General features: G+C 69.8%; 22 protein-coding genes. 11 read left to right on the top strand and 11 right to left on the bottom strand.

The genetic code is table 11. From position 1 onward, the window contains the following. Positions 1-4 precede the first annotated feature (4 nt). Positions 5-1,378 (bottom strand): glutamine synthetase family protein, encoded by a 1,374-nt coding sequence (locus CXQ92_RS15840; RefSeq protein WP_104168695.1) that lies wholly within the window; start codon positions 1,376-1,378, stop codon positions 5-7. 45 nt (positions 1,379-1,423) lie between these two features. After that, complete coding sequence (gene eat / locus CXQ92_RS15835) at positions 1,424-2,857, bottom strand: ethanolamine permease (protein WP_258069996.1); 1,434 nt, start codon at positions 2,855-2,857, stop codon at positions 1,424-1,426. 195 nt (positions 2,858-3,052) lie between these two features. Between eat and CXQ92_RS15830 the strand changes: the two genes are divergently transcribed. The 3 genes from CXQ92_RS15830 to CXQ92_RS15820 all read left to right on the top strand — a co-directional run bounded on the left by CXQ92_RS15830 (position 3,053) and on the right by CXQ92_RS15820 (position 5,358). Beyond that, positions 3,053-3,796 (top strand): FadR/GntR family transcriptional regulator, encoded by a 744-nt coding sequence (locus CXQ92_RS15830; protein WP_104168693.1) that lies wholly within the window; start codon positions 3,053-3,055, stop codon positions 3,794-3,796. A gap of 158 nt (positions 3,797-3,954) precedes the next feature. Next, a complete protein-coding gene (locus tag CXQ92_RS15825) occupies positions 3,955-4,950 on the top strand; it encodes an LLM class flavin-dependent oxidoreductase (RefSeq protein WP_104168692.1) in 996 nt (331 codons plus the stop codon). Positions 4,951-5,154: 204 nt separating this feature from the next. After that, positions 5,155-5,358, top strand: a complete 204-nt coding sequence (locus tag CXQ92_RS15820; RefSeq protein ID WP_026533290.1) for a cold-shock protein — start codon at positions 5,155-5,157, stop codon at positions 5,356-5,358. 174 nt (positions 5,359-5,532) lie between these two features. Here the strand turns inward: CXQ92_RS15820 and CXQ92_RS15815 are convergent, their stop codons facing one another. Continuing rightward, a complete protein-coding gene (locus tag CXQ92_RS15815) occupies positions 5,533-9,108 on the bottom strand; it encodes a TM0106 family RecB-like putative nuclease (RefSeq protein WP_104168691.1) in 3,576 nt (1,191 codons plus the stop codon). A 215-nt stretch (positions 9,109-9,323) separates the two neighbouring features. Here CXQ92_RS15815 and CXQ92_RS15810 point away from each other — a divergent pair, with 215 nt between their 5' ends. The 3 genes from CXQ92_RS15810 to CXQ92_RS15800 are packed head-to-tail and all read left to right on the top strand — an operon-like array spanning position 9,324 to position 10,459. Continuing rightward, a complete protein-coding gene (locus CXQ92_RS15810) occupies positions 9,324-9,782 on the top strand; it encodes a DUF3817 domain-containing protein (RefSeq protein ID WP_104168690.1) in 459 nt (152 codons plus the stop codon). A gap of 7 nt (positions 9,783-9,789) precedes the next feature. Beyond that, positions 9,790-10,158 (top strand): 2-polyprenylphenol hydroxylase, encoded by a 369-nt coding sequence (locus CXQ92_RS15805; RefSeq protein ID WP_104168689.1) that lies wholly within the window; start codon positions 9,790-9,792, stop codon positions 10,156-10,158. After that, positions 10,151-10,459 carry a DUF3253 domain-containing protein gene (locus tag CXQ92_RS15800; protein ID WP_104168688.1) on the top strand — a complete coding sequence of 103 codons (309 nt, stop codon included), beginning with the start codon at positions 10,151-10,153 and terminating at the stop codon, positions 10,457-10,459. The genes CXQ92_RS15805 and CXQ92_RS15800 overlap by 8 nt, the downstream gene beginning before the upstream one ends. A 29-nt stretch (positions 10,460-10,488) precedes the next feature. Here the strand turns inward: CXQ92_RS15800 and CXQ92_RS15795 are convergent, their stop codons facing one another. Genes CXQ92_RS15795 through CXQ92_RS15780 form a run of 4 tightly spaced genes read right to left on the bottom strand, consistent with a single transcriptional unit; the run spans position 10,489 to position 14,661 of the window. Continuing rightward, complete coding sequence (locus CXQ92_RS15795) at positions 10,489-11,487, bottom strand: glycoside hydrolase family 43 protein (RefSeq protein WP_258069995.1); 999 nt, start codon at positions 11,485-11,487, stop codon at positions 10,489-10,491. Further along, complete coding sequence (locus CXQ92_RS15790; protein ID WP_104168686.1) at positions 11,484-12,374, bottom strand: carbohydrate ABC transporter permease; 891 nt, start codon at positions 12,372-12,374, stop codon at positions 11,484-11,486. Before CXQ92_RS15790 ends, CXQ92_RS15795 begins: the two co-directional genes overlap by 4 nt. Further along, on the bottom strand, positions 12,371-13,342 hold the full coding sequence (locus tag CXQ92_RS15785) for a carbohydrate ABC transporter permease (RefSeq protein ID WP_104168685.1): 972 nt from the start codon (positions 13,340-13,342) through the stop codon (positions 12,371-12,373). Before CXQ92_RS15785 ends, CXQ92_RS15790 begins: the two co-directional genes overlap by 4 nt. A gap of 5 nt (positions 13,343-13,347) precedes the next feature. Next, on the bottom strand, positions 13,348-14,661 hold the full coding sequence (locus CXQ92_RS15780) for an ABC transporter substrate-binding protein (protein ID WP_104168684.1): 1,314 nt from the start codon (positions 14,659-14,661) through the stop codon (positions 13,348-13,350). 184 nt (positions 14,662-14,845) lie between these two features. On the opposite strand from CXQ92_RS15780, the gene CXQ92_RS15775 reads away from it, so the two are divergent. Genes CXQ92_RS15775 through CXQ92_RS15765 form a run of 3 tightly spaced genes read left to right on the top strand, consistent with a single transcriptional unit; the run spans position 14,846 to position 18,614 of the window. Then, entirely contained in the window at positions 14,846-15,877 is a 1,032-nt protein-coding gene (locus tag CXQ92_RS15775; protein WP_104168683.1) for a LacI family DNA-binding transcriptional regulator, read from the top strand. A gap of 39 nt (positions 15,878-15,916) precedes the next feature. Then, positions 15,917-17,755: a glycoside hydrolase family 2 protein gene (locus CXQ92_RS15770; RefSeq protein WP_104168682.1), complete on the top strand. Its 1,839-nt coding sequence runs from the start codon at positions 15,917-15,919 to the stop codon at positions 17,753-17,755. Beyond that, complete coding sequence (locus CXQ92_RS15765; RefSeq protein ID WP_104168681.1) at positions 17,748-18,614, top strand: phytanoyl-CoA dioxygenase family protein; 867 nt, start codon at positions 17,748-17,750, stop codon at positions 18,612-18,614. The genes CXQ92_RS15770 and CXQ92_RS15765 overlap by 8 nt, the downstream gene beginning before the upstream one ends. An 85-nt stretch (positions 18,615-18,699) precedes the next feature. Here the strand turns inward: CXQ92_RS15765 and CXQ92_RS15760 are convergent, their stop codons facing one another. Continuing rightward, a complete protein-coding gene (locus CXQ92_RS15760; protein ID WP_104168680.1) occupies positions 18,700-19,728 on the bottom strand; it encodes an isopenicillin N synthase family oxygenase in 1,029 nt (342 codons plus the stop codon). Positions 19,729-19,772: 44 nt separating this feature from the next. Further along, a complete protein-coding gene (locus CXQ92_RS15755; protein WP_104168679.1) occupies positions 19,773-20,279 on the bottom strand; it encodes a DUF1232 domain-containing protein in 507 nt (168 codons plus the stop codon). Between the two features lie 210 nt (positions 20,280-20,489). Between CXQ92_RS15755 and CXQ92_RS15750 the strand changes: the two genes are divergently transcribed. Further along, positions 20,490-20,810, top strand: a complete 321-nt coding sequence (locus CXQ92_RS15750) for a putative quinol monooxygenase (RefSeq protein WP_104168678.1) — start codon at positions 20,490-20,492, stop codon at positions 20,808-20,810. 85 nt (positions 20,811-20,895) lie between these two features. On the opposite strand, the gene CXQ92_RS15745 is transcribed toward CXQ92_RS15750, so the two are convergent. Continuing rightward, positions 20,896-21,495 (bottom strand): N-acetyltransferase, encoded by a 600-nt coding sequence (locus CXQ92_RS15745; protein ID WP_104168677.1) that lies wholly within the window; start codon positions 21,493-21,495, stop codon positions 20,896-20,898. Positions 21,496-21,675: 180 nt separating this feature from the next. Between CXQ92_RS15745 and CXQ92_RS15740 the strand changes: the two genes are divergently transcribed. Continuing rightward, positions 21,676-22,665 (top strand): alpha/beta hydrolase, encoded by a 990-nt coding sequence (locus CXQ92_RS15740; protein ID WP_258069994.1) that lies wholly within the window; start codon positions 21,676-21,678, stop codon positions 22,663-22,665. Positions 22,666-22,701: 36 nt separating this feature from the next. On the opposite strand, the gene CXQ92_RS15735 is transcribed toward CXQ92_RS15740, so the two are convergent. Then, entirely contained in the window at positions 22,702-23,265 is a 564-nt protein-coding gene (locus tag CXQ92_RS15735) for a dihydrofolate reductase family protein (RefSeq protein ID WP_104168841.1), read from the bottom strand. Positions 23,266-23,408: the final 143 nt, after the last annotated feature.

Genomic DNA, 23,408 nt, shown 5'->3' with positions numbered 1-23,408 from the left:
CGCCCTAGTGTCGTTCAAACCCGCGCCGCACTTCCCAGTCCGTCACGGCCGCGTTGAACTGCGCCAGCTCGACGTCGGCATAGTGGGTGTAGTGCTCCACCACCTCCTCGCCGAAGACCTCCCGCGCGATCGCGGAGCCGGCGAAGAGGTCACGGGCCTCCTGCATCGTGGCGGGCACGTGGTCGGCGTCGGACAGGTAGGCGTTGCCGTCCATCCGTGGTGGCAGCTCCAGTTCGTTCTCGACGCCGTACAGTCCGCCGGCGAGCATCGCCGCGAGTGCGAGGTAGGGGTTCGCATCCGCGCCCGGGACCCGGTTCTCCAGGCGGGCGGAGGAGCCGTGGCCCACGAGGCGGACCGAGCAGGTCCGGTTGTCCAGCCCCCAGGCGACCGCCGTCGGTGCGAAGGAGCCTTTGGAGAAGCGCTTGTAGGAGTTGATGTTGGGCGCGTAGAAGAGCGTGAACTCGCGCATGGTCGCGAGCACCCCCGCGATGAAGTGGTCGTAGAGCGGCGTGCGCTGGTTCCCGGCCTCGTCCCAGAACACGAGTCCGCCGTCGTCGCTCCGGAGGGACATGTGGATGTGGCAGGAGGAGCCCTCCCTCTGGTTCGGCTTGGCCATGAAGGTCACCGACTGGCCCCGCTGGGATGCGATCTCCTTCGCCGACAGTTTGTAGACACTGTGGTTGTCGGCCGTCACGACGACGTCGTCGTACTTGAACGCGATCTCGTGCTGACCGAAGTTGCATTCGCCCTTGGCCGACTCGACGATCATGCCCGCCTGGTACATCGCATTGCGGATGTCCCGCAGGAGCGGTTCGACGCGCAGGGACCCCAGGATCGAGTAGTCGACGTTGTACTGGTTGGCGGGAATGAGATCGCGGTAGTGCTTGAGGCCGGCGTCCTCGAACGAGTCGTTGTAGATGATGAACTCGAGCTCCGTCCCCGAGAACGCCCGCATACCGCGGTCCGCGGCCCTCGCGGCCTGCGCCTTGAGGATGCTGCGCGGGGCGACCCGGACCGGTTCGCCGGTGGTGAAGGACAGGTCCGACTGGATCATCACCGTGCCCTCCCGATAGGGGAGGCGCCGGATGGTGTCGAGGTCGAGGTCGAACACCATGTCCCCGTACCCGGTGTCCCAACTCGACATCGCATAGCCTTCCACGGTGTTCATGTCGGTATCGACTGCCAGCAGGTAGTTGCATCCCTCCGTGCCGTGGCCGAGGACCGTGTCGAGGAAGAACCGGCCGTGGATCACCTTGCCCTGCAATCTGCCCTGCATGTCGGTGAACGCCAGGACCACCGAGTCGATTTCACCTGCCTCGACGGCCGAGGTGAGCTGGTCGACGGTGAGCATGCGTTCACTGCGGGGATGCGGGTCCATGAGCTTCCTTCTGTCGGGTGGGGTGGCGTCGCGGGTGGGGTCGGGTCAGGCCAGGTCCTGCTCCTCCTTCTCCAGCAGGGCGAATTCCTCCTCGGGGGCGCTCGCCACCAGGTGGTGGCGGCTGTAGAACCAGAAGTAGGCGAGGGCACCGAGGAAGATGGCGGCGGTGATGGAGGCAGCGAGGATGTCGACGAAGAAGGTGGCCACCAGGGCGATGACGGCGAGGACGAGGGCGATGCCCGTCGTGACCACCCCGCCCGGCGTGCGGTATCCCCGCTCGAGCCCGGGTTCCCTGAACCTCAGGAGGATGTGCGACAGGTTCAGCAGGACGTAGGACACGGTGGCACCGAAGACGGCGATGTTGATGAGGAGCCCGCCGTTGCCGGTCAGGGCGGCGAGCAGGAAACCGATGGTCCCCGGGACGATAAGAGCCACCCACGGGGTGTGGCGCTTCGAGGTGAGGGAGAGGACGCGGGGGAGGTAGCCGGCCCTCGAGAGGGCGAAGAGCTGCCGCGAGTAGGCGTAGACGATCGAGAAGAAGCTGGCCACGAGGCCCGCGAGCCCTGCGTAGTTGACGAAGTCGGCGAGGGCGGAGTCCCCGCCCGCTGCCGCCCGCAGCGCTTCAGGGAGCGGGGAGTCCGACTGGCCCATCGCTTCGGCGCCTGCCGCCCCCGGTACCAGGAAGAGCATGAGCGCGCCGAAGACCAGGAGCAGCAGCATGGCGACGATGATGCCGCGCGGCATGTCCCGTTTCGGGTCGCTGGATTCCTCGGCGGCGAGGGGGACGCCCTCGATGGCCAGGAAGAACCAGATCCCGAACACCAGCGCGGCGAGGACACCGGAGAACCCGTACGGCAGGAAGGCCGACGATCCGGCCGACCCGTCGGGGACGATGTCGAACAGGTTCGCGGTGTCGAAATGCGGCAGCAGCCCGACGACGGTCACCACCAGGGCGACGACGGCGACCACGGTGATGCCGAAGATCAGCTTGAGCGCCTCGCCGACGCCCCAGAGGTGGATCCCGATGAACACCACGTAGGTGACGAGGTAGACCGGCCACGAGTTGGTGATGCCGAAGAGCCCGAGCGCCTCGATGTACCCGCCGATGAACGTGGCGATCGCGGCGGGCGCGACCGCGTACTCGATGAGTACCGCCATCCCCGTGGCGAAGCCTCCGAGCGGACCGAGGGCGCGGCGGGCGAACCCGTAGCCGGCACCGGCCGTCGGGAGCGTCGACGACATCTCCGCCAGGCCGAACACCATGCAGGTGTACATGATGCCCATCAGGATGAAGGCGATGAGCAGGCCGCCCCACCCGCCTTCCGCGAGTCCGAGGTTCCAGCCGGAGAAGTCCCCCGAGATGACGTAGGCGACCCCGAGCCCGGCCAGCAGGACCCAGCCGGCGGCCCCGCTCTTCAGCTTCCGGTGCTTGTGGTACTGGTCGTCGACGGCGGTGTAATCGATGTTCCTGTGTGCCACGTGTACCCCTTGGTTGGACGGCCGGATGGAGGACGGGTAGGGCAGGCCTTTCTCGACGGAGCGGATCCACGCCGACAGCATTGGACTGATATCAGTCCAAAGAGTGCCCTAATGCTCGTCCCCCCGATCCGGTTCGTCAAGAGGGCTGCCGACCGGCGGGGATGAGGGCCGCCGGCCGGTGCGTAAGCTGGAAGCATGAGCGACCCTGCGGATCCTGTTTTCCGGCTCATCCAGCCGGCACGCAGGGGGAACGCGTTCGAGGAGACGGTCGAACGTCTCCTGCATGCCATCAAGCTGGGCGTGTTCCCCGCCGGGTCACGGCTTCCGCCCGAGCGGGATCTCGCCGAGCACCTGGGCGTCTCCCGTTCCACCCTGCGCGACGGGCTCGCCGACCTGCAGACCGCGGGCTACCTCACCGTCCAGCGCGGCCGCTACGGAGGCGCCGTCGTCAGTGCGTCGCTGCCGGCCGGCGGCGACAGCCCCGCCTCCCTGCGCCGTTCCGAGGTGGAGGACGTCCTCGCCTTCCGTGCCGTCGTCGAGCCCGGCGCAGCCCGCCTCGCCGCCCAGCGGGCGTGTTCGGAGGAGTCGCGCCGTGACCTGCTCGGAGCACTGCAGGCGGTGGACGACGCCGACGCAGCCCGGTATCGCCCCCTCGACGCCCGGCTGCATCTCGCCATCGCCGAGGTGGCGGGGTCGCCGTCGTTGGCGCTCGCCGTGGCCCAGGCGCGGTCCAGGACCAACGACATGCTCGACCGCATCCCTTTCCTGGCGGCGAACATCAGCCATTCCAACCGGCAGCACGCCGCCATCGTGAAGGCGGTGCTCGGGGGCAACCCGGAGCGCGCGCAGGCCGAGATGACCGCCCACCTCGAGGGCACCGCTGCCCTCCTGCGGGGGTTCCTCCTCGACGAGGCGGACGGCGATGCGGAGGGGGCGTAGCGACTCCCGTGCTCGCCCGGGCCGCGCCCCGGGCCTCCGCGGCTTCCTCCGTGGCGCTGTCCCTGCCCGCGCGGGAAATAGATACACCCGGGCAACCGTTCCCTGAGAAGACCCGCGACACACCCCGTCGCGGTCGTCGAGAACCGGAAGGTGCACCCATGTCCGTCCCCCTGTCCATCCTGGATCTGGCGCAGGTCGCTGAAGGCTCCACGCCGGCAGAGACCTTCGCCTCGAGCGTCTCGCTCGCGCAGCACGCCGAGCGGTGGGGATACCGCCGCATCTGGTACGCGGAGCACCACAACATGGGCAGCATCGCGTCCTCCGCCACGAGCGTGCTCATCGCCCATGTCGCCGCGCACACGTCCACCATCCGTCTCGGCTCGGGAGGTGTGATGCTGCCCAACCACTCACCGCTCACCATCGCCGAGCAGTTCGGCACTCTCGAGAGCCTGCACCCGGGCCGGATCGACCTCGGCCTCGGACGGGCCCCCGGCAGCGACCAGGTCACGGCGCGCGCCCTGCGCCGCGACCCCATGGCTGCCGACAGCTTCCCGCAGGACGTCCAGGAGCTGCAGGGCTACCTGAGCGGCGAGAGCCGCGTGCCCGGTGTCCAGGCGACCCCGGGCAAGGGCACCAATGTCCCGCTCTACATCCTCGGGTCCTCGCTGTTCGGTGCGCGGCTCGCTGCGGCCCTGGGCCTGCCCTTCGCCTTCGCGTCGCACTTCGCCCCCCAGGCGCTGCAGGACGCCGCTGCCATCTACCGCCGGGAGTTCACGCCGTCCGCGCAGTCCTCGGAGCCGCACTTCATCGCCGGCGTGAACGTGATCGCGGCGGACAGCGCGAACGACGCCCACCACGAGTTCCACGAGGGCATGCTGCGCCGTGTGAGCCTGCTCCTGGGCCGTGGGCAGACCTTCACGCGGGAGGAGTCCGAGGCCATCCTCGCGTCGCCGGCCGGTCAGCAGATGGCCGGGATGGCACGGTACAGCGCCGTCGGCACGCCCGACGTCGTCCGCGACTACCTGGAGCAGTTCGCCGAGCGGTTCGGGGCCGACGAGCTCATCGTCGCGACCCAGGCGGAGAGCACCGACGCGTGGCTGCGCTCCTTCGAACTGCTGGCCGATGCGATGCATCCGGTCGCCGCGCAAGGGTAGCCGATCAAAGAACTTTGGCTTCCTGCTTGCCATTACCCTCCAAGGTTTGGTTAAGTGGGTGTCGGTTGTAGTGTTGCGCATTTGTATTTCACGCGGTCTGGCCCTTACGGGACGGATCGTGTCTCTGAAAAAGCGGACAAGCACGCCGCGACTGGGGCGCTCCGAAAGTCGGAGTGCGTCTGAATTTCAGAAGGATAAACAAAAATGGCAACAGGTACCGTGAAGTGGTTCAACGCTGAAAAGGGCTTTGGATTCATTGCTCCCGACGACGGAAGCGCAGACGTGTTCGCACACTTCTCCGCCATCAATGCGAGCGGCTACCGCTCGCTTGACGAGAACCAGAAGGTCAGCTTCGACACCGAGCAGGGCCCCAAGGGTCCTCAGGCGTCGAACATCCAGCCCCTCTAAGGCTCGGATCTTCCACTAGATCTTTTCGCGAGTAGCAGGTCGGACCTCGGTCCGGCCTGCTTCTTCGTTAACCCGCATCTGCCGCGCCGCCGGGCGGGTCCGACTCCGGCATCCGGCCGCTGCCGCTGTGCCGCCCGATGAACCAGGCCGCCTCCGGGCGGGGCGTGGGAGGTCTCAGCCCTCCCCGTCGCAGAGGCCGATGAACGCACCGAGTTCCTCCAGGGCGGCCGGCGTGGAGGGCATGTGCTCGGTCAGCCGCGGGGACCTGACGACGACGGCGCGCCACTGCCCCCGCGAGACCGCGACGTTGACCCGGTTGCGGTTGAGCAGGAACCCGATGCCGCGGGGTGCCTCCGCGGCGGAGGACGCCGTCATGGTGACGATCACGACGACGGCCTGCTGACCCTGGAACCTGTCCACGGTGCCCACCCGGACGTCCCCGAACCCGGCCGTCCGCAGTGCCTGCCGGGTGAGCTGCACCTGGGCGTTGTACGGCGCGACCACGAGGATGTCCTCCTGCGCGAGCGGGCGCGGGACGGTACCCGGCACGGGGGTCCAGGCCAGGCCGAGGTGGCGCCGCACCTGCTCGACGACCTCCGCTGCCTCCTCCGCCGAGGCCGTCGCGTTGCCCTCATGGTCGACCATGACGCATTCGATGCCGGGTCGAGCACCCTCCAGGCGCCGCCCGCGCGCTGCTGCAGCCGTGGTCAGCCGGCCGTCGTACGCGAAGGCCGACACCGCGCGGCACAGGTCCGGGTGCATGCGCCAGGTGTCCGCGAGGAAGTACCCGAACCGCCCGGGCAGTGTCGCGTGCCCGGCGGACAGCCAGCCGAGCGCGGATCCGTCGACCGGCTCCGGGTGGACGCCCTGGGTGACCTGCGGGAGCTGCTGCGGGTCACCGAGCAGGAGGAGCCGGCGTGCGGCGCGGGCCACGGCCATCGTGTTGGCGAGCGAGAACTGCCCTGCCTCGTCGATCACCAGCAGGTCGAGGGAGTGCACCGGGACCTTGCTCCCGGTCATCGTCCAGGCCGTACCTCCGACCAGGCAGCCACCCGGTCCGCCGATCAGGCGGGCGACGTCGTCGTCGGACCGTTGTGTCCAGGGTGTGTCGGGTGTCTCCGTGCGTTTGGCGACCTGGTCGGCGGGGACACCGGCCTCGATGGCACGGCACAGCAGGTTCTCGACGACGGCGTGCGACTGCGCGACGACGCCCACCTTCCACCCGAGGTGCACCAGGCGGGAGACGACGTCGGCGCCGACGTGGGTCTTGCCGGTACCGGGCGGACCCTGCACGGCGAGATAGGAGTCCTCGAGGAGGTGCAGGGCGGCGGTGATGCCCTCGGCGTAACCGTTCCCGTGCAGCGGTGCCGTGGGTGGTTCGGCGCCGCCCGCGAGGCGTGGGGGGACGCGCCGGAGGAGGTCGAGCGCGGGGTCCCCGGGCACTCCCGGAAGCGACCGGCCCACCCGGTCCGCGAGGGCGGCCAGCGCGTCCTGCATCGATCTCGTCATCAGCGGCTGGTCGGGGGCCAGGGCCAGGGGGAGTTCGGGACGCTCCGGCGCTCCGCGCCGCAGCTTCTCCCTGAACACCACGGTCGCGACGCCGTCCGCATCCTCGGACAGCTCCGTCACCTCGACGCCGAACCAGCCGCCGCGTCCCGTGCCGCCGCCGTCGATGCTGTCCGCATCGGGCGGGACGGGCGCGTCGTAGATCGCGAAGTAGGTCGAGCCCTCCCTGACGTCGGCCCCCGCCGTCAGGGTGCCGGTCGCCTTCAGCAGCCGCACGGGGTTCGAGCGGGAGGTCGGCCTGGCCCAGTCCTGCACCACCTCGAGGGTCCGGAACACCAGCACGTCACGTGCGGTGTCCCAGGCATGGGCGGGTGCGGCGAGCCGGTCGAAATGGGACCACCAGAACTGCTTCCGCTCCCGGCGGTGATACCCGACGGCCGCCGCGACGAGCGCGATGGCCTGCTGGTCCGCCCCCCTCCCCGTACCGGTCGGCAGGTCGGCGAGGTACGCCAGCAGCCTGGCCTCCTCGGGGGCGGGGCCGTAGGCGGGGAGGTCCTCGGCGTCCGGAACAGGGGCGGGGGCGGGCGCGGCGGACGGGAGACCCGCGACACCAGGGAGAGCGTGCCGCTGCCCGAGCGAGAGCAGCCAGTCCCGGAGCCCGAGCGTCGAGAGGCAGTCGTAACGGTTGTAATCGGTGATGCCGGCGAGGATCTCCGCCGCGGCTGCGCCGTCCCCGGCGTCGCGGGCGGCACAGTAGGCGGCATAGGCGACGATCGAGGCTCCGGCGTCGGTCACGTCCCCGGAACGCAGGCTACCGCCCAGGTAGAGGGGCTCGAGCTTCTTGAGGCCGTAGGAGCGCTCGGAGATACGGAGGCTGCGGCGCACGGTCTCGTAGAGGTCCACGAGGACGCCCTCGCGGAGCAGGGTGTCGACGGCGTCCTCGCCGATCACATGGACGAGGGACAGCCTCCGCAGGGCACTCTTCTCGTAGGCCGCGTAGTGGTAGACGTGCAGGTCCGGGTACTGCAGGCGGCGCTGCCGGACGTACTCGAGGAACCGGACGAACGCCGCGCGCTCCTCCGCACGGCTGTGGGCCCAGAACGGACGGAAGGGCGGCTCACCGTCGCGGTCCGGCTGCTCGACGACGCCGAACAGGTACTCGATGCCCCAGCTGCCGTCCTCGGGGTCCTGCCAGAGCGGATCGCCCTCGAAGTCGAAGAAGATGTCGCCGCGACTCGGCGCCGGCAGGGCCCCCAGCGTGTGCTGCGGGAGGACACGGTAGGACAGCGTGCGCTCCGTGCCCTCTGCGTCGCGGTAGGTGACGCCGCCGTCCACGGCGATCGCCCCGACCTGCAGGCGCGCCTGCTCCTGCAGCCTCGTCAGGGCGGCGTCCTCCGGGCGGTCGGGCAGCGCGGCGAGGTCGTCGATCGTGGTGACGCCCTGGGACTGCAGGCGTGCCCTGCGCTCGCCGGTCATCCCCGCCACCAGGAGGAGGTCCCGCGATGCCAGCACCTGCTCGGCGCAGTAGTCGCACCGCCCGCACGCGGCCACGCCCGGAGCGCCCCAGCCGACGGGGTCCGCCTGCCTGCGATGGCCGTGCACGAGCTCGAGGAAGCGGGTGCGTCGCTCGCGGAACACCGGCAGGAGATCGGGCAGCCGATGGGTGCTGCGGCGGCGGTCGCCGAGGACGAGCGTCACCTCGTCCGCCGTCGGGATGCCCGCCGCCTGCAGCTGGTCGCCGTACGCGGCGAGCTGCAGCAGGGCGCCGACCTTCGCGTGGCGGGCGAGCTTCGTGTCCCAGACGGCGTACGCGCCGTCGTCCTGCCGGACGAGGAAGTCCGAGCGCCCGTGGAACATGCCGTCGAAGAACGCCGCCTGGAACACCACGGCCGCGCCGGAGCGCAGGGCGCGGAGGGACTCCTCATGCTTGGCCTCCAGGGTGGCCCGGTCCAGGGACGCGGCCGGTTCGACGTCGTACACGCCCGACACGTTGCCCGGCGACCACAGCCCGTGCTCGGCCACCAGCTCGTCGAGGACCCGGTGCTCGTGCACGTCCCCGAGGGCGGCGGCGCGCTGCAGCATCCCGTCCACGGGGAAGTGGGCCCGGGGGGCCCGTCCCAGCTTCTCGTCGAGGATGCGCAGGAGCCGGTACCCGCACTCCGACGCGGTGACGAGGTCCGTCGCCGAGAACACGAGGTCGGGGGGCGTCGCGTCCGGGGCGCCGTGGGCGTCGAGCAGGAACATGGGCCGCTGGTCCTTTCGTCGTGCCGGGGAGACCAGCAGTCCATCACGGGCCGCCGACGATCCCGTGGCAGGGGTCACAGGGCGTGCGGCCCCGGACCTGTCGGGGTGCAGCGCGAACCCACCGACAGTAGAGGATACCCAGCATGAGCGGGCACGCGAGCTGTCGAGGGTCTGGGAGAATTGGAGGCACCGATCGCCGACCGACCAGGAGCCCCATGAACCCCCGCACGCTTTTCCGCACCGTCGCCGTCGCGGAGGCGGTGACCTGGGCCTTCCTGCTGCTGGGCATGTTCCTCAAGTACGTCACGCGGACCACCGAGGCGGTCGTCCCGCCGGCGGGAGCCGTGCACGGCTTCGTGTTCCTCTGCTTCGTGGCGACGACCGTCTTCATCTGGATCAACCAGCGCTGGTCGGTGGTGACGGGACTGCTGGGCCTCGCCTCGGCGGTCGTCCCGTTCGCGACCATTCCCTACGAGCGGTGGATCGAGAGCCGCGGACAGCTCGCCGGGACCTGGCGCCTGGCCCCGGGGGCCGAGGCGCCGCGGACGCCCGTGGAGCGGCTCCAGGCATGGGTGCTGCGCAGTCCGCTCGTCGCGCTGGCGGTCGCCGTCGTCGGGATCTCCGTGGTCTTCAGTGTGCTGCTGCTCGTCGGCCCTCCCGGATCCTCGAGCTGAGGCCCGCATGACCGACCTGCGGAACACGACGGACGACGAGCGGTTCTTCCTCCACAGCGGCCGCCGCTGGCGGAAGACCGACCCCTCGCTGCCGGACGACGTGAAGGCGCGCCTGATGTCCCACCTCGGGCGAGGACGCTCGGGCGTGCGCAACAGTGCGAAGGGCGACGACGGCGCGGCCCTGCCCCGCGCGCGGCGCACCGTCCAGCTCGCCAAGGAAGGGCTCGGCGAGCGGGGGACGCCCTGGTGGGAGCAGTCCGCGGCGCAACGCACCGCGCGATGGACCGCAGCGCTGCAGGAACTCGACCGCATGCACCCGAAGAAGCCCGGCGGCTCCGCCGGCCGCGCGGCGGGGGACGCGACGGACGATGCCTGACGGGGTCACGGATCCCGATCTGCGGGCCGAGATCCTGCGGATCGCCGCGCAGCGGGGCAGCGGGAAGACGCTGTGCCCGTCCGACGCCGCGCGCAGCATCGGCGGGGATCAGTGGCGCGACCTGATGCCCGCGGCGCGACGCATCGCCTTCGACCTGGCGGGGGAGGGGCTCGTGCACGTCACCCAGCACGGCGACCCTGTGGCCCAGGACGCACGGGGTCCCATCCGCATCCGCTGGATCGAGGGCCCGGCCGCAACGACGGACGACGGCGCCTCGGGGGAAGCGCCGTCGTCCGGGTGATGCCGGGTACCCCGCAGGCGGGGCGGTGTTCAGCCGTCCGTCAGGGACAGCTCGGCACCGCCCCACTCCACCGGTTCCGCGTGCATCGACCGGTAGGTCACTGCGGCGTCCCAGCTGTGGAACAGGAGGTACACCTGGCCGTCGGGAGCGGTGGCCAGGTCCTGGCCGCCCGGCCCGATGTAGCGGTCGCCGCCGAAGGAGTCCGAGGAGAGGAAGGGTTCCGGGGACTTCTCCCAGGGCCCCTCCAGCGCCGGAGCGGAGGCCCGGCCCACGGTGTAGGACCGGCCCCCGTAGTCGTTGCTGGAGTAGAGCAGCACGTACCCGCCGTCCCGCTGCACGACGGTCGGTGCCTCGACGAGGTCGCCCTCCCACGCGAGGTCCTGCTTGATGAGCTTCTGCGGCGGACCGGTGAGTGCCAGCCCGTCCGCCGAGAGCGGCGCCGTCTGGATCCAGGTGTCCTTGTCGCAGCAGTTGCCGTCGTTCTTCCAGACCAGGTTCAGGCCGTCGTCCGTCACGACGGTGCTGGCGTCGATGGCCCCGCCCTCGTCCTCGGGACAGACCAGCATCGAGTCCCCGACGACCGTGAACGGTCCCGCGGGATCGGTGGCCGTGGCGACGCCGATGCACTGCAGCGTCGGCTGGAAGTTGGTGCCGGTGAAGTAGAGGACGAACTGCCCCTCCGCCACCTCGGTCACCTCCGGCGCCCAGGTCTTGCCCGGGATGATCCAGGAGGGGAGCTCCGGCAGTGCGTCCTCGTCGAGCTGCTCCCACTCGAGGAGATCCTCGGAGGTCGCCACCTGTACGTTCTTGCGGTTCCCCTCGGTCGCGTAGGCGTAGTAGGTGTCGCCGACCTGGAGGATGTCAGGGTCCGCGAACTCCTCGTCCAGCACCCGCGTGGGGTTCTGCTCCTCGGGCGCAGGCGCGGGTGCGGCCTCCGACGTCTCCGAGGGAGCGCACCCGGCGGTCGCCGCTGCAAGCGCGGCGACCGCCATGAGGGAGAGCAGGCGGCCGGGGAACGGACGCCTCAACCCTTCACCCCGGACCGGGACACGCCTTCGATGATGAAGCGCTGGAGGAAGACGAACAGCGCGAGCACCGGAACGCTCGCGATCACGGCTCCCGCCATCAGCAGGTCGTAACGCACCGCGTTGGCCGACTGCAGCGTGGACAGGCCAGGTGGCAGGGTCTGCACCTCGGGGGTGAACAGCACGTAGACCGGCCACAGGAAGTCGTTCCAGTTGCCGAGGAACGCCAGCAACGCCAGCGTGGCCATGGCAGGCTTCGCGAGCGGCAGGATGATGCGCGTGAACATCTGGACGCGGTTGGCACCGTCGATCCGCGCGGCCTCCTCCAGATCCTCCGGCAGGGAGATGAAGAACTGCCGCATGAAGAACACGCCGAAAGCGGAAGCCGCCGTCGGCACGATGATCGCGACGAGCGAGTTCAACCAGCCGAGGTCGCTGACGAGCAGGTAGTTGGGGATCACGAGGATCACCGGGGGGACCAGCAGCGTCGCCACGATGACCGCGAAGACGATCTTCTTGCCGCGGAAGTTCATCCGGGCCAGCGGATATGCGGCCAGGGAGGCCGTCACGACGACGAGCGCCGAGTGGAGGATCGCGGCCACCATGCTGTTGAAGAACCACCGCAGGACCGGGGTGTTGGACCCTGGCGCGAGGAGCGTCCGGTACGCCTCGAGGGAGAACGGGTTGGGGATCCACGACGGCGGGATGGACGTCGCGTCGGGACGCGTCTTGAACGAGGTGACGATCATGAAGATCACCGGGCTGATGAAGACCAGTGCCACCAGCGTGAGGAGGACGATCTTGGCGAGGGTGCGGGGCTGGAGCTTTCGCGCCTGCTTCACCGACTGCTCGTCGGTACGAGGGGTGCGGGTCTCGACGGTCGAGCTCATCGGACATCCTTCCGTTCGCGGAACAGCCAGAAGACCACGAGGCTCAGGGCCATGAGGAAGAGGGTCAGCACGTAGCTCATGGCGGCCGCGCTGCCCATCTGGAAGTTGCGGAGGCCTGTGTCGGCGATCTGGTAGATCGCCGTGCGGGTCTCCCTGCCCGGTCCGCCCTGCGTCATGAGGTAGGACTGGCCGAACATGTTCACGGACGCGATCAGCGTCACGAGGGTCACGAACGACAGCACCGGGCGGAGGCCGGGGAGGGTGACATTGATGAACTGCTGCCAGGGAGTGGCGCCGTCCATCCGGGCCGCCTCATACAGCTCCGCGGGGATGTCCTGCAGGCCGGCGAGGTAGATGACGGCGTTGAACCCGAGGGTCCACCACACGGTCACGCCGACGAGGGCCACCCATGCGGCCGGGGTCGAGGTGGTCCAGGCGATGTCGCTCGGCAGGCCGAGCAGGCCCATGTAGTAGTTGACCAGTCCGATGTTGTTGTCGAGCAGGTAGCGCCACATGACGCCGATGACTGCGACACCCAGGACGTACGGCGCGAAATAGACCGCGCGGAAGAAGTTGCGGCCGGGGAACTTCTTCGCCATGAGGATGGCCACGGCGAGCGGGATGACGAGCAGGAGCGGCACGCTGAACAGGGTGAAGATGCCCGTGGCCTGCATCGCCCCCCAGAAGTTGTTGAACGGTCCGGTACCGGGCCTGAACAGCTCGGCGTAGTTCCCGAGACCCACGAACGGCTTGAGCGGCCGCGTGTAGTCCCAGGTGTGCAGACTGATCCAGGCACCGAAGATGATGGGCACCAGGACGAACGCGATGAACAGGACGAGATACGGGGCCAGGAACAGCCACGGCGTGGCTGCGGCCTGCTTGCGGATCTCGCGGGACGACGAGGTCCCCGACGGGCGGGGTGCCCCCTTCCGCGAAGGGGCACCCCCTTCTTGCTTCAGCGTGGTCATGGTTCTTACTCTCCGAACGACGCTTTGTTCTCTTCCATGAGCGTCGAAGCGTTGTCCGCCGCCTCGGTCATGGCGTCCTCGGGTGATTCCTCACCGAGGACGGCCTTGTTGACGCCGACCTCGAGGGTCTCCGTCTGGACCTGGCCGATACCGGGGACCGCCGGGAGGAACCGCATGGAGTCGACGTCCTCGGCGATGGCCTCCTGCGGCATGCCGTCGAGGGCACCCTCGGCGCGGACCGATTCACGGGCGGGGATCATGCCGGAGCCGGCCCACTCGGCCGAGTTCTCGCTCATCCAGGCGATGAACACCTTGGCGGCGTCCGCCTTGTCAGGATCGGGCTGCGCCTGGCGGGGCAGGAAGAAGTTGTGCGAGCTTGCCCATACCGCCTTCTCGTCGAAGATCGTGGGGATGGGCGCCGCGGCGTAGGACATGCCCGAGGCCTCGAGGTCGTTGAACTGCCAGATTCCGTCCCAGGTGATCGAGTTCTCGCCGTTCTTGAACGCGACGTACTGCGAGTCGATCGCGACGTTGGAGGGGCTGTACCCGTCGTCGACGATGCCCCGCTGCCACTCGATGGCCTCGAGGCCCTCGGACGACGCGAAATTGGCCTGGGACGCCTCGCCGTCGTACGGCTCGTTGCCGTTCTGCCACTGGAGGGAGAGGTTCATCAGGTGGCTGGGCCAGAGCGCCGGCATCCAGAACGGCGTGTCGTAGCCGGCCGCCTGGAGCTTCTTCAGTGCGTCCTCGAAGGACGCCGCGTCGGTGGGTGCCTCGGTGATGCCGGCCTTCTCGAAGTGCTCCGTGTTGTAGTACATGGCCAGGGAGTGGACATCCAGGGGGATACCGAACCGCTCGTCCTGGTAGACGCCGGCGTCCCAGACCTCCTGGGTGAAGTCGTCGCCCGTCAGTTCCAGGGTGTCCGCGAGATCGTCGACCGGCACGATGACGTTGCGCGCGGCCATCGTGGACAGCTGGTCCAGGTGCATGACCCCGACGTCCGGGCCCTCGCCGGCCGTGACGGCCGCCGGGAGGCGCTGGTAGAAGTCCGCCCACTGCATGGTGTTCGAGACGACCTTGATGTTCTCGTGCTCAGCGTTGAACTCCTCGACCATCTTCTCCATGAACGGGCCGTCACCGCCGGTGAAGCCGTTCCAGTAGGAGAGCTCGACGGCGGGGCCGTCGTACTCGCCGGTGAATTCGCTGGCGGCCTGCTCGCTGCCCGAGCCGCCGCACGCGGTCAGGCCGAGCAGCGCGACGGCGCTGAGGGCTGTTGCAGCCTGAAGTCGTCCGCGCAGGGATCGCTTCGGATGGGTCATGATGTGTCCTCCTCGTTGAAAACGTTGCGCACTTCCAGGTGAGTGGCTCGGCGTGTGACCGAGCTTACAGCGCTGTAAAATTGGTGTCCAGCAGTTTGTCCAGCAGTTTGTCCCGGAGAATCCCGTCCCGGCGTGGCGCCCTCGGCGCGCCGATCTAGACTGGGGTCGACCCGAGGAGACGTAGATGAAGAGAGTCCGACTTGCGGATGTGGCCGAAGCGGCCGGTGTGTCGATGAAGACGGTGTCGAACGTCGTCCACGACTATCCGCACGTCACGCCGGACATGCGCCGGAAGGTGCAGCAGGCGATCGACGAGCTGGGCTACAAGCCGAACCTGACGGCGCGGCGTCTGGCCACGGGCAAGACCGGCATGATCGCCCTCGCGATCCCGGAGATCGACCACCCGTACTTCTCGGAACTCTCGCGGTACATCGCCGAGGAGGCGAGCCGCGTCGGCTACCGGGTCATCGTGGAGCAGACGCTGAGCAACCCCGCGGCGGAACGGGCCGTGCTGAACGACCGGGAGACGGGGCTCGTGGACGGCGTCATCTTCCATCCCGTGCGGATGCAGTCCATGGAGGTCGCCCGGTTGCAGCGCGATGTCCCCGTGGTGCTCCTCGGGGAATCGGTCATGGCCGTCACGGCCGATCACGTGATGATCGACAACGTCGTGGCGGCGCAGGAGGGCGTGCAGCACCTCGTGGGCGAGGGCCGGCGCCGCATCGCGTTCCTCGGCGTCGTCGCGGGCGACGCCACGGGATCCACGGACCAGCGGCTCCTCGGGTACCAGCAGGGCCTCGTCGACGCGAAGATTCCCCTGGATCCCGGGCTGGTGCTGTCGGTGTCCGACTTCACGCCGGAGGAGAGTGCCCGGGCGGTACGCGACGCCGTCGCCTCCGGCCTCGTCTTCGACGGCCTCATCTGCCGCGACGACAGGTTCGCGACGGGCGCGCTGTTCGCACTGCGGCAGGCGGGCGTGCAGGTGCCGCGCGACGTCGCGGTCGTCGGGTGGGACGACACCGAGCTCGGCCGGTGGGCGAGTCCGTCGCTGACCTCGGTCGCGCCGGACAAGCGGGAGCTCGCGTCCACCGCTCTCGCACTGCTCCGCGAGCGGATCGACGGCTACCACGGTGTGGGACGGCACCGCATCGTCTCCCATGCGCTGACGATCCGGGAGAGCGCACCCCTCGGAGCCCCGGCCCTACAGCCCCACTAGGATCTTTACAGCGCTGCAAATATGGGACAAGATATCCGCATGCGGACTCCAGAAGCGTTGACAGCCAGTACCCAGGACGGCACCTACCCGCGGCCCCAGCTCCTCCGCCGCCGATGGACGGATCTCGGTGGCCAGTGGGACTTCAGCCACGACGACGAGGACGCGGGCGAAGCGGACTCCTGGTTCTCCGCCGGCACGCCGTTCCCCCTCACCATCACCGTCCCGTACCCCCCGGAGTCCGCGATGTCGGGCGTGCACGAGACCGGGTTCCACCCGGTGGTCTGGTACCGCCGCACGATCACGCAGGCGGACATCGACGAGAGCGGCCGCGCGGGCGAGGGTGACCGCCTGCTGCTCCACTTCGGCGCCGTCGACTACCGGGCGACGGTCTGGATCAACGGGCAGGTCGTCGGCTCCCACGAGGGCGGCCAGAGCCCCTTCTCCTTCGACGTGACGAGCCATGCCAGGACGGGCGAGGACCTCGTCCTCGTCGTCCGGGCCGAGGACGACCCGCACGACGTCGCGCAGCCCCGCGGCAAGCAGGACTGGCTCGAGGATCCGCACGTCATCTGGTACCACCGCACCACGGGCATCTGGCAGCCCGTCTGGCTGGAATCCGTCCCGGCGTCGTTCATCGAGGCGGCGACCTGGGAGCCTGACGTCCCGAACGGCTCCGCCCGGCTCGAGCTCGACATCTCGCCGCAGCGCATCGGCGCCCTCACGGTGCGTGTCGACCTCAGCTTCGAGGGCCGGCCGCTGGGCACCTACTCGACGTCGGCCACCCAGTCCCGTGTCGTGATGGACTGCGTGATCCCGCACCAGGCCAACGGCCAGGCCTACGAGTCGCTGCTGTGGTCCCCGGACCATCCTCGCCTCATCGACGCGACCGTCACCCTGCTCGACGCCGACGGCTCACCGGTGGACGAGGTGTGGTCCTACTTCGGTCTCCGCAGCGTCGGGACCGCCGGACGCCACTTCCTCCTCAACGACCGCCCCTTCTACGTGCGGTCGGTGCTCGAGCAGGGCTACTGGCCGGAGTCGCTCCTCGCCGCGCCGGACGCCGGTGCGCTGCGCGAGGAGGTCCAGCTCATCAAGGACCTCGGCTTCAATGCCGCCCGCCTGCACGAGAAGGTGGAGGACCCCCGGTTCCTCTACTGGGCTGACCGCCTCGGCCTGCTGGTGTGGGGGGAGATGGGCAGCACGTTCGAATTCTCGCCGACGGCGATGGAGCGCGTGGCCCGGGAATGGGTGAGCGTGGTGCAGCGGGACCGGTCCCACCCGTGCATCGTGACCTGGGTGCCTCTCAACGAGAGCTGGGGCGTGCAGCAGATCTCCCATGACCCGCGGCAGAAGCACTTCGCCCAGGCCATGTACCACCTGACGAAGGCCCTCGACGCGTCCCGGCCGGTCATCTCCAACGACGGCTGGGAGCACGTGGAGTCGGACATCTTCACCGTCCACGACTACGCGACGACGTACGACGACCTCCACGCAAGCTACCGGGACCTGCCGACCTTCCAGTCGCTCGTCGACGGCGTGGGGCCGGCCGGACGCCGGTTGAGCGTCCTGCCGGGCCTGCCGCGGACCGAACCTGTCATGGTGTCCGAGTTCGGGGGGATCCTCTACGCGCCGAACAGCCCGATCGACACGTGGGGCTACTCCACCGCCGAGTCCGGCGAGGACTTCGCGCGGCGTCTTCAGGCGCTGATCTCGGCCCTCGAGGACAGCCCGTTCCTGTCCGGGTTCTGCTACACCCAGCTGACCGACACCCTGCAGGAGGCGAACGGCCTCACGGACGAGAACCGGAAGCCGAAGCTTCCCGTGGCGGAGATCCGCAAGATCGTGATGGGCAACGCCTGGAGGCCTGAGCATGCATGATTCCACTGTCAACCCCGGACCGGTCGAGTCCCGGATCCCCGACGGAGCGTCGCCCGAGGCGGCGGCCGCGGTCGAAGGCCTGTACACGCGGGGCGTGATCGCCCGGTCGGGCGCGTTCACCCGCGAGTGGGCGGCGGAGATGCGCGAGGACATCGACGCAGCCCTCGCCGAGGCACTCGCGCGGCCGGACGGCGCCGTGGGGCGGGGGCCGAAGCGGCACTACGTCGAGATCCACCCCGAGCAGATGCGGGGCTGGGTCGATCTCGTGGACCACCCCTGGGTGCGCATGGTGTGCGAGTCCGTCCTGGGTCCGGACTACGAGATCGTGGAACTCGGCTTCGACGTCCCGGGGCCCGGCGCCGTGAACCAGCCCTGGCACCGCGACTTCCCGATGCCGGCCGAGACGCGGGAGACGGGGCGGCTGACGTCGCTGGCGTTCAACCTGACCGCCGTCGACACCGAGGAGGACATGGGTCCCTTCGAGGTCGCTCCCGGCACGCAGTGGGACCTGCCCGAGGGCTTCGACCACGAGATGTTCCCGCCGAAGGCGGCGTATGCGCGGTACGAGGGTCTCGCCGAGCGCAAGTTCCCGACGATGGGTGACATCTCCGCCCGGTCCGCATTGACGATCCACCGCGGCACGAAGAACGAGTCGCAGAAGTCCCGGCCGGTCCTCGTGCTCGGGGTGGACGCCCCCGGCGCGGGCAACGCCGAACACCACGCCATGGCGGTGACGAAGCCCTTCTACGAGGCCCTGCCCGAGCGGGTCCGCCGCCATGTGGTCTGCCCGGTGGTGGACACCCTGGTGCCGATCACGCAGAAGCACTCCATCGAGGGCCTCATGATGGGCGAGGCCTGAGCGCTCTCCCTCACGTTCCATGGACGACGACGGCGGCGGCACCCGGGTGGGTGCCGCCGCCGTCGTTCGTGCCGGGTCGGAGGGGCTACTTCCGTGCGAGCTCCGGGTGGTGGAGTTCGGTGACATCGGGATGCGCCCGCACCCGGCCCTTCAGCACGTTGGAGCCGTAGGAGGACAGCATCGGGTTCTCGGGGTCGTCCGAGATGCCGCGGGCGGCGGACCGCAGGTCCTCGGTCAGGGGGACCGGCTCGATCACGGCGTCGAGGCGCGGGGACCAGAAGAACGGGACGGCGTAGCGGTCCACACCCGGCGCGGGTGCGGTGACGCGGTGGATGGTCGCCGCGAGGTAGCCCTCGGTGGCCACCTCGAGCATCTCGCCGAGGTTCACCACGAGCGCCCCCGGGATCGGCGTGACCGGGACCCACTCGTCGGCGCCGTGGGGGAGGACCTCGAGGCCGCCCACCTGGTCCTGCAGCAGGAGGGTCACGAACCCGTAGTCCGCGTGGGCGCCCACGCCCTGCGAGCCGGCTCCCTCGACGACGCCGCCCACGTAGTGCACGAGCTTGGCCATCCAGGCCGGGGTGCCCTCGAAGGGTTCGGCGAAGTAGTCCTCCGGGAGGTGGAGGGCGACGGCGATCGCCGAGAGGAGTTCGGCGCCGACGCGCGACATCAGTGCCGCCCAGGCCATCGCCTGTTCCTCGAGTTCGGGCAGTGCGGTGCTGGGCCAGAGGTTCGGGCCCTGCAGGAGCCAGTACGGCTCGTCGGCGGGGTAGTCGGCCAGGGGCTCCCGCTCGGGGGAGAAGTCGATCTGCTCGCGGGCGTCGGGGCGGCCGCGCGTGATCTCGGTGCCGAGGCCGGCGTAGCCGCGGAAGTGGGGCGACGACCGGTTGTGGATCCGGAGGCGCTCCTCCAGCGGAAGCTCGAAGAAGCGGCGGGTGACGTCGAAGAGATCGTCCGCCTGCGTGAGGGTGGCGCCGTAGTTGATGATGTGGAAGAAGCCGACGGTGTGGGCGGCGTCGCGCAGTTCCTCGATGAAGCCGGGGGTGAAGGATCCATCGGCGGAACGGGCGGTGCTGAGGTCAAGGGTGGGGATCGATCCCGTGGACTGCTGCATGCGCAGGAGACTACGCCCGTTCAAAAAACGTCCGTGCCTTTGCGTTACGCCGTGTTGCGGCCGGCCCCGTCGTCGTCCGCCCCGTCGTCGTCCGCCCCGTCGTCGTCGGTCCCGTCCGCCCGGCCGGTTGCACCACCGGCTCCCGGACCCACGCCTGCCAGTGCGCGGACGGCGCGCAGGCCGGCGTCGGACCCCGTCCAGTGGCGGGTCAGCGCCTCCGGACCTGCGGCCCGCACCACCGCCCGCAGGGTGACGGCGATCATGACGACGTCGTCCGCATAACCGATCACGGGCAGGAAGTCTGGCACGAGGTCGATCGGCACCACGAGGTAAGCCACGAGGAGGCCGAGCAGGACGCGCGCCCGCACCGGGACCGAACGGTCCGCTGCGAGGCGGCGGATCAGCCCCAGGAGGTCCGGGCCCAGGCGCAGCGCGTCCCGCAGCGAGATGACCTCCGGATGCCGCTGCGCATAGACGGCGAGGCAGGCGAGGAGGAACGCATAGGCTGCCAGGATCGCGACGGCGAGCTCCAGGACCGGCTCCCAGTTCACGGCTCTCCTCCCGCTCGTCCTGCCCCGGTGGACAGGGTCCGACGGTAACGCCCCTGAGGTCGGAGCGGCCCCTCGTCAGGGGGCGGGAGCTGCACCCGAGTTCCGCGGTCCGACAACTCCCCCTGCACAGGGGGCAGGCCCGCATGCGGCCCGCGGGAGGACCTTATAGGTTGGAGAGGTACCGAGCATCCACCAGGAAGGCGCCATCCCATGATCTTCATCGTCGTCAAATTCACCGTGAAGCCCGAGTGGAGTGACCGTTGGATCGACCTGACGCGGGACTTCACGGAGGCGACGCGCCAGGAGCCGGGCAACCTCTGGTTCGACTGGTCCCGCAGCGTCGAGGACCCCCACCAGTTCGTGCTCGTCGAGGCGTTCCAGGACGACGCCGCGGAGGCGCACGTGAACAGCGACCACTTCTCCCGGGCGATGCAGGACATGCCGCAGGCCCTCGTGAAGACGCCGGAGATCATCAGCGAGCGGATCGGCGCCGAGGGCTGGGGCCAGATGGGTGAACTCACCGTCGGCTAGCGCTTCGCCGGGGCATCCATCGGGCGAACGCCCGATGGACGCCCCGCACGGTCCGGGCGGCCATCCGGCGCGGAACGGTCGCCCGTCAGGCGTTCCCCGCCCCGTCGGGGAGCGCCTGTTCCATGATGAAGTCGTCCTCGAAGCGCTCGCCGAGCCGGAAGCGCTTGGTCCCCACGCGCCGGAACCCGTGCTTCGTGTAGAAGCGGAGGGCCCGCGCGTTCTCCTGGTTCACGCCGAGCCACACCCCCGGCAGGCCCGACCCGGCGGCGAGCTCCAGCGTCCGCTGCATCAGGGCCGCGGCCGCGCCGGCACCGTGGTGGTCGGGGTGGACGTAGAACTTGCTGAGTTCCACGGTGGGTGAGATCGAGAGCGCCGCGAGGACGTCCCGATCCGTGGGCTGGTCCACCACCACCATGCTCCAGCCGCCGATGCGATGACCCTCGCGGAGGCAGAGGATGGTGTGCCGGGGGGAGTCGATGTACGCGGCGAAGCGCTCCGCGGAGAGCTGGGTCGCGATGTGCCGCTCGATGTCCTCGGGGAGGGAGTCGGCCGGGCAGGCCAGGGGGAAGGTGACGGCTGCGACGGCGGCGAGCTGTGCTGCGTCGGCCGCTGTCGCCGTCGTGATGTCGATGGTCGTGCCCGTGCCGGCGTCGCGCGTCCCGTCCACGGTCCTGTCGATGCTCATGATGCCAATGTATTCCGAACGGCAACGGGGCGTGGACCGGAGGCCGCGACGGTGCAGTGGCGGCGGTGTAGAGGTGACGGGTGACACACTGGTGACGGCGGTCCCACCCGGTGAACGATGCCCGGCAGGTCGCCCGTGCCGCACCGGAGCCCGTCCGGCAGGAACAGATCGACGAGGATCATGATGAGAACCGAGACAGAACAGCAGGACGCCTACCGCGAGGACATCCTGGGGGCGGGCTACGAGGTACGGACGCTGTCCCTGCGCCCCGACGAGGAGGGCGACGTCGTCGCGACGCTCGTGCGCCGGACCCTCCCCGCCGGCTCGCGCCGGGCGGTCCTCTATGTGCACGGCTTCGTGGACTACTTCTTCCAGACCCACCTCGCCGACGCCTGGCTGGCCGCCGGCTTCGACTTCTACGCGCTGGACCTCCGGAAGTACGGGCGGTCCCTCCGGGAGCACCAGACGCCGAACTACATCACGTCGCTGGACGCGTACGACGAGGAACTCGATGAGGCCTCACGCATCATCCGCGAGGAGGAGGGGCACGACGTCCTCGTGGTCATGGGCCATTCGACGGGCGGCCTGGTCACGTCCCTGTGGACGCACCGCCGTCACGGGCAGGGGATCGTGGACGGCCTCGTCCTCAACAGCCCCTGGTTCGACCTCAACGCGAGCCTGTTCCAGCGGACCCTCGGCACCGCGGCCGTGCACCGCCTCGGGACGCTCAGGCCGCGTGCCGTCGTCGGGAAGCTCGGCTCCGGCTACGGCCGGTACCTGCACCGGGAGTCGGGCGGGGAGTGGGAGTACGACCTCGCGTGGAAGCCTCACGGCGGCTTCCCCGTCGTCGCCGGCTGGCTGCGGGCCATCCGCCGCGGGCACGCGGAACTGAACCGTGGGCTCGCGATCGACTGCCCGGTGTTCGTCGCGTGCTCGGACGCCACCTCGAATCCCGTGAAGGAGCCCACGCGCATCTCGTCGACCGACGTCGTGCTCGACGTCGCGCACATCGCCGGTCGGGCACCGAAGCTCGGCCGTCTCGTCACCCTCGTGCGCATCGCGGGCGGCATCCACGACCTCGCGCTCTCGCCGGAGCCGGCCCGTGCGCAGTTCTTCGAGGAACTCGGGCGCTGGCAGCAGACCTACGTCCCGGGTGCCGACCAGGGCTGACGCAGCGTGGCGCAATCGCCGCTGAGCGACGGCGGCCTAGCGGTCCCCGGCCGCGACGTCGTAGGTCAGGACGGCGAACTGCCCCTGCTGCTCGACGGACCGCAGCGTCAGCCGGTCGGGTTCGACGCGGAGGGGCAGGAGCGGCGCTCCTCCCGCCAGCGCGACGGGTGCGACGGCGATCCGGATCTCGTCGAGCAGGCCCGCGGCGAGGAACTGCCCCGCGAGGTCGCCCCCGCCGACCACCCAGATGTCCCGCGGTCCTGCCGCGTCGCTCACCTGCCCGAACACCGGCCGGACGTCTCCGGACACCAGGCGTACGTCCGCGCCCTCCGGGACAGGCAGTTCCCTGGTGGTGAAGACGAAGGTGGGCCGGTCGCCGTAGAGCGAACCCCACTTGGACGGCTCCTCCAGCAGCCGCTCGAAGGCCAGCACCCACTCGTACGTCGTCGAGCCCTCCACCAGCACGCCCACGCTGTCGAAGAAGCGCTCGTACTCCTCCGGGGGCGGGGGTTCGACGGCGAAGAGCCACTCCAGCGAGTTGTGCTCGTCCGCGATGAAGCCGTTGAGGGTGGTGGCGGTGTAGAAGATGACGCGCGTCATGCGCCATTCCACCACGCGGTCCACGTCGCGGGAAGGGCGCTCATGCCGGGCGCCGGGCCGTTCGTCCCCATGCCCGGGTCCGCAGGGTGGGAATGTTCGACCATGTTCACCGGGCGAGGGCGCCGGGTGGGCATGATCAGGGA

It is taken from the genome of Arthrobacter sp. SX1312, from assembly GCF_002929295.1.
In the GTDB taxonomy this organism is placed as follows: Bacteria; Actinomycetota; Actinomycetes; order Actinomycetales; family Micrococcaceae; genus Arthrobacter_D.
Note: the sequence above shows the minus strand (reverse complement) of the source record. Positions and strands in the feature narration are given on the sequence as shown.

Excerpts from the sequence above, each read along its gene's own strand:
- CXQ92_RS15840 (WP_104168695.1), bottom strand. The coding sequence starts at position 1,378 with ATGGACCCGCATCCCCGCAGTGAACGCATGCTCACCGTCGACCAGCTC.
- CXQ92_RS15830 (WP_104168693.1), top strand. The coding sequence starts at position 3,053 with ATGAGCGACCCTGCGGATCCTGTTTTCCGGCTCATCCAGCCGGCACGC.
- CXQ92_RS15825 (WP_104168692.1), top strand. The coding sequence starts at position 3,955 with ATGTCCGTCCCCCTGTCCATCCTGGATCTGGCGCAGGTCGCTGAAGGC.
- CXQ92_RS15820 (WP_026533290.1), top strand. The coding sequence starts at position 5,155 with ATGGCAACAGGTACCGTGAAGTGGTTCAACGCTGAAAAGGGCTTTGGA.
- CXQ92_RS15815 (WP_104168691.1), bottom strand. The coding sequence starts at position 9,108 with ATGTTCCTGCTCGACGCCCACGGCGCCCCGGACGCGACGCCCCCCGAC.
- CXQ92_RS15810 (WP_104168690.1), top strand. The coding sequence starts at position 9,324 with ATGAACCCCCGCACGCTTTTCCGCACCGTCGCCGTCGCGGAGGCGGTG.
- CXQ92_RS15805 (WP_104168689.1), top strand. The coding sequence starts at position 9,790 with ATGACCGACCTGCGGAACACGACGGACGACGAGCGGTTCTTCCTCCAC.
- CXQ92_RS15800 (WP_104168688.1), top strand. The coding sequence starts at position 10,151 with ATGCCTGACGGGGTCACGGATCCCGATCTGCGGGCCGAGATCCTGCGG.
- CXQ92_RS15790 (WP_104168686.1), bottom strand. The coding sequence starts at position 12,374 with ATGAGCTCGACCGTCGAGACCCGCACCCCTCGTACCGACGAGCAGTCG.
- CXQ92_RS15785 (WP_104168685.1), bottom strand. The coding sequence starts at position 13,342 with ATGACCACGCTGAAGCAAGAAGGGGGTGCCCCTTCGCGGAAGGGGGCA.
- CXQ92_RS15780 (WP_104168684.1), bottom strand. The coding sequence starts at position 14,661 with ATGACCCATCCGAAGCGATCCCTGCGCGGACGACTTCAGGCTGCAACA.
- CXQ92_RS15775 (WP_104168683.1), top strand. The coding sequence starts at position 14,846 with ATGAAGAGAGTCCGACTTGCGGATGTGGCCGAAGCGGCCGGTGTGTCG.
- CXQ92_RS15770 (WP_104168682.1), top strand. The coding sequence starts at position 15,917 with ATGCGGACTCCAGAAGCGTTGACAGCCAGTACCCAGGACGGCACCTAC.
- CXQ92_RS15765 (WP_104168681.1), top strand. The coding sequence starts at position 17,748 with ATGCATGATTCCACTGTCAACCCCGGACCGGTCGAGTCCCGGATCCCC.
- CXQ92_RS15760 (WP_104168680.1), bottom strand. The coding sequence starts at position 19,728 with ATGCAGCAGTCCACGGGATCGATCCCCACCCTTGACCTCAGCACCGCC.
- CXQ92_RS15750 (WP_104168678.1), top strand. The coding sequence starts at position 20,490 with ATGATCTTCATCGTCGTCAAATTCACCGTGAAGCCCGAGTGGAGTGAC.
- CXQ92_RS15745 (WP_104168677.1), bottom strand. The coding sequence starts at position 21,495 with ATGAGCATCGACAGGACCGTGGACGGGACGCGCGACGCCGGCACGGGC.
- CXQ92_RS15740 (WP_258069994.1), top strand. The coding sequence starts at position 21,676 with ATGATGAGAACCGAGACAGAACAGCAGGACGCCTACCGCGAGGACATC.
- CXQ92_RS15735 (WP_104168841.1), bottom strand. The coding sequence starts at position 23,265 with ATGACGCGCGTCATCTTCTACACCGCCACCACCCTCAACGGCTTCATC.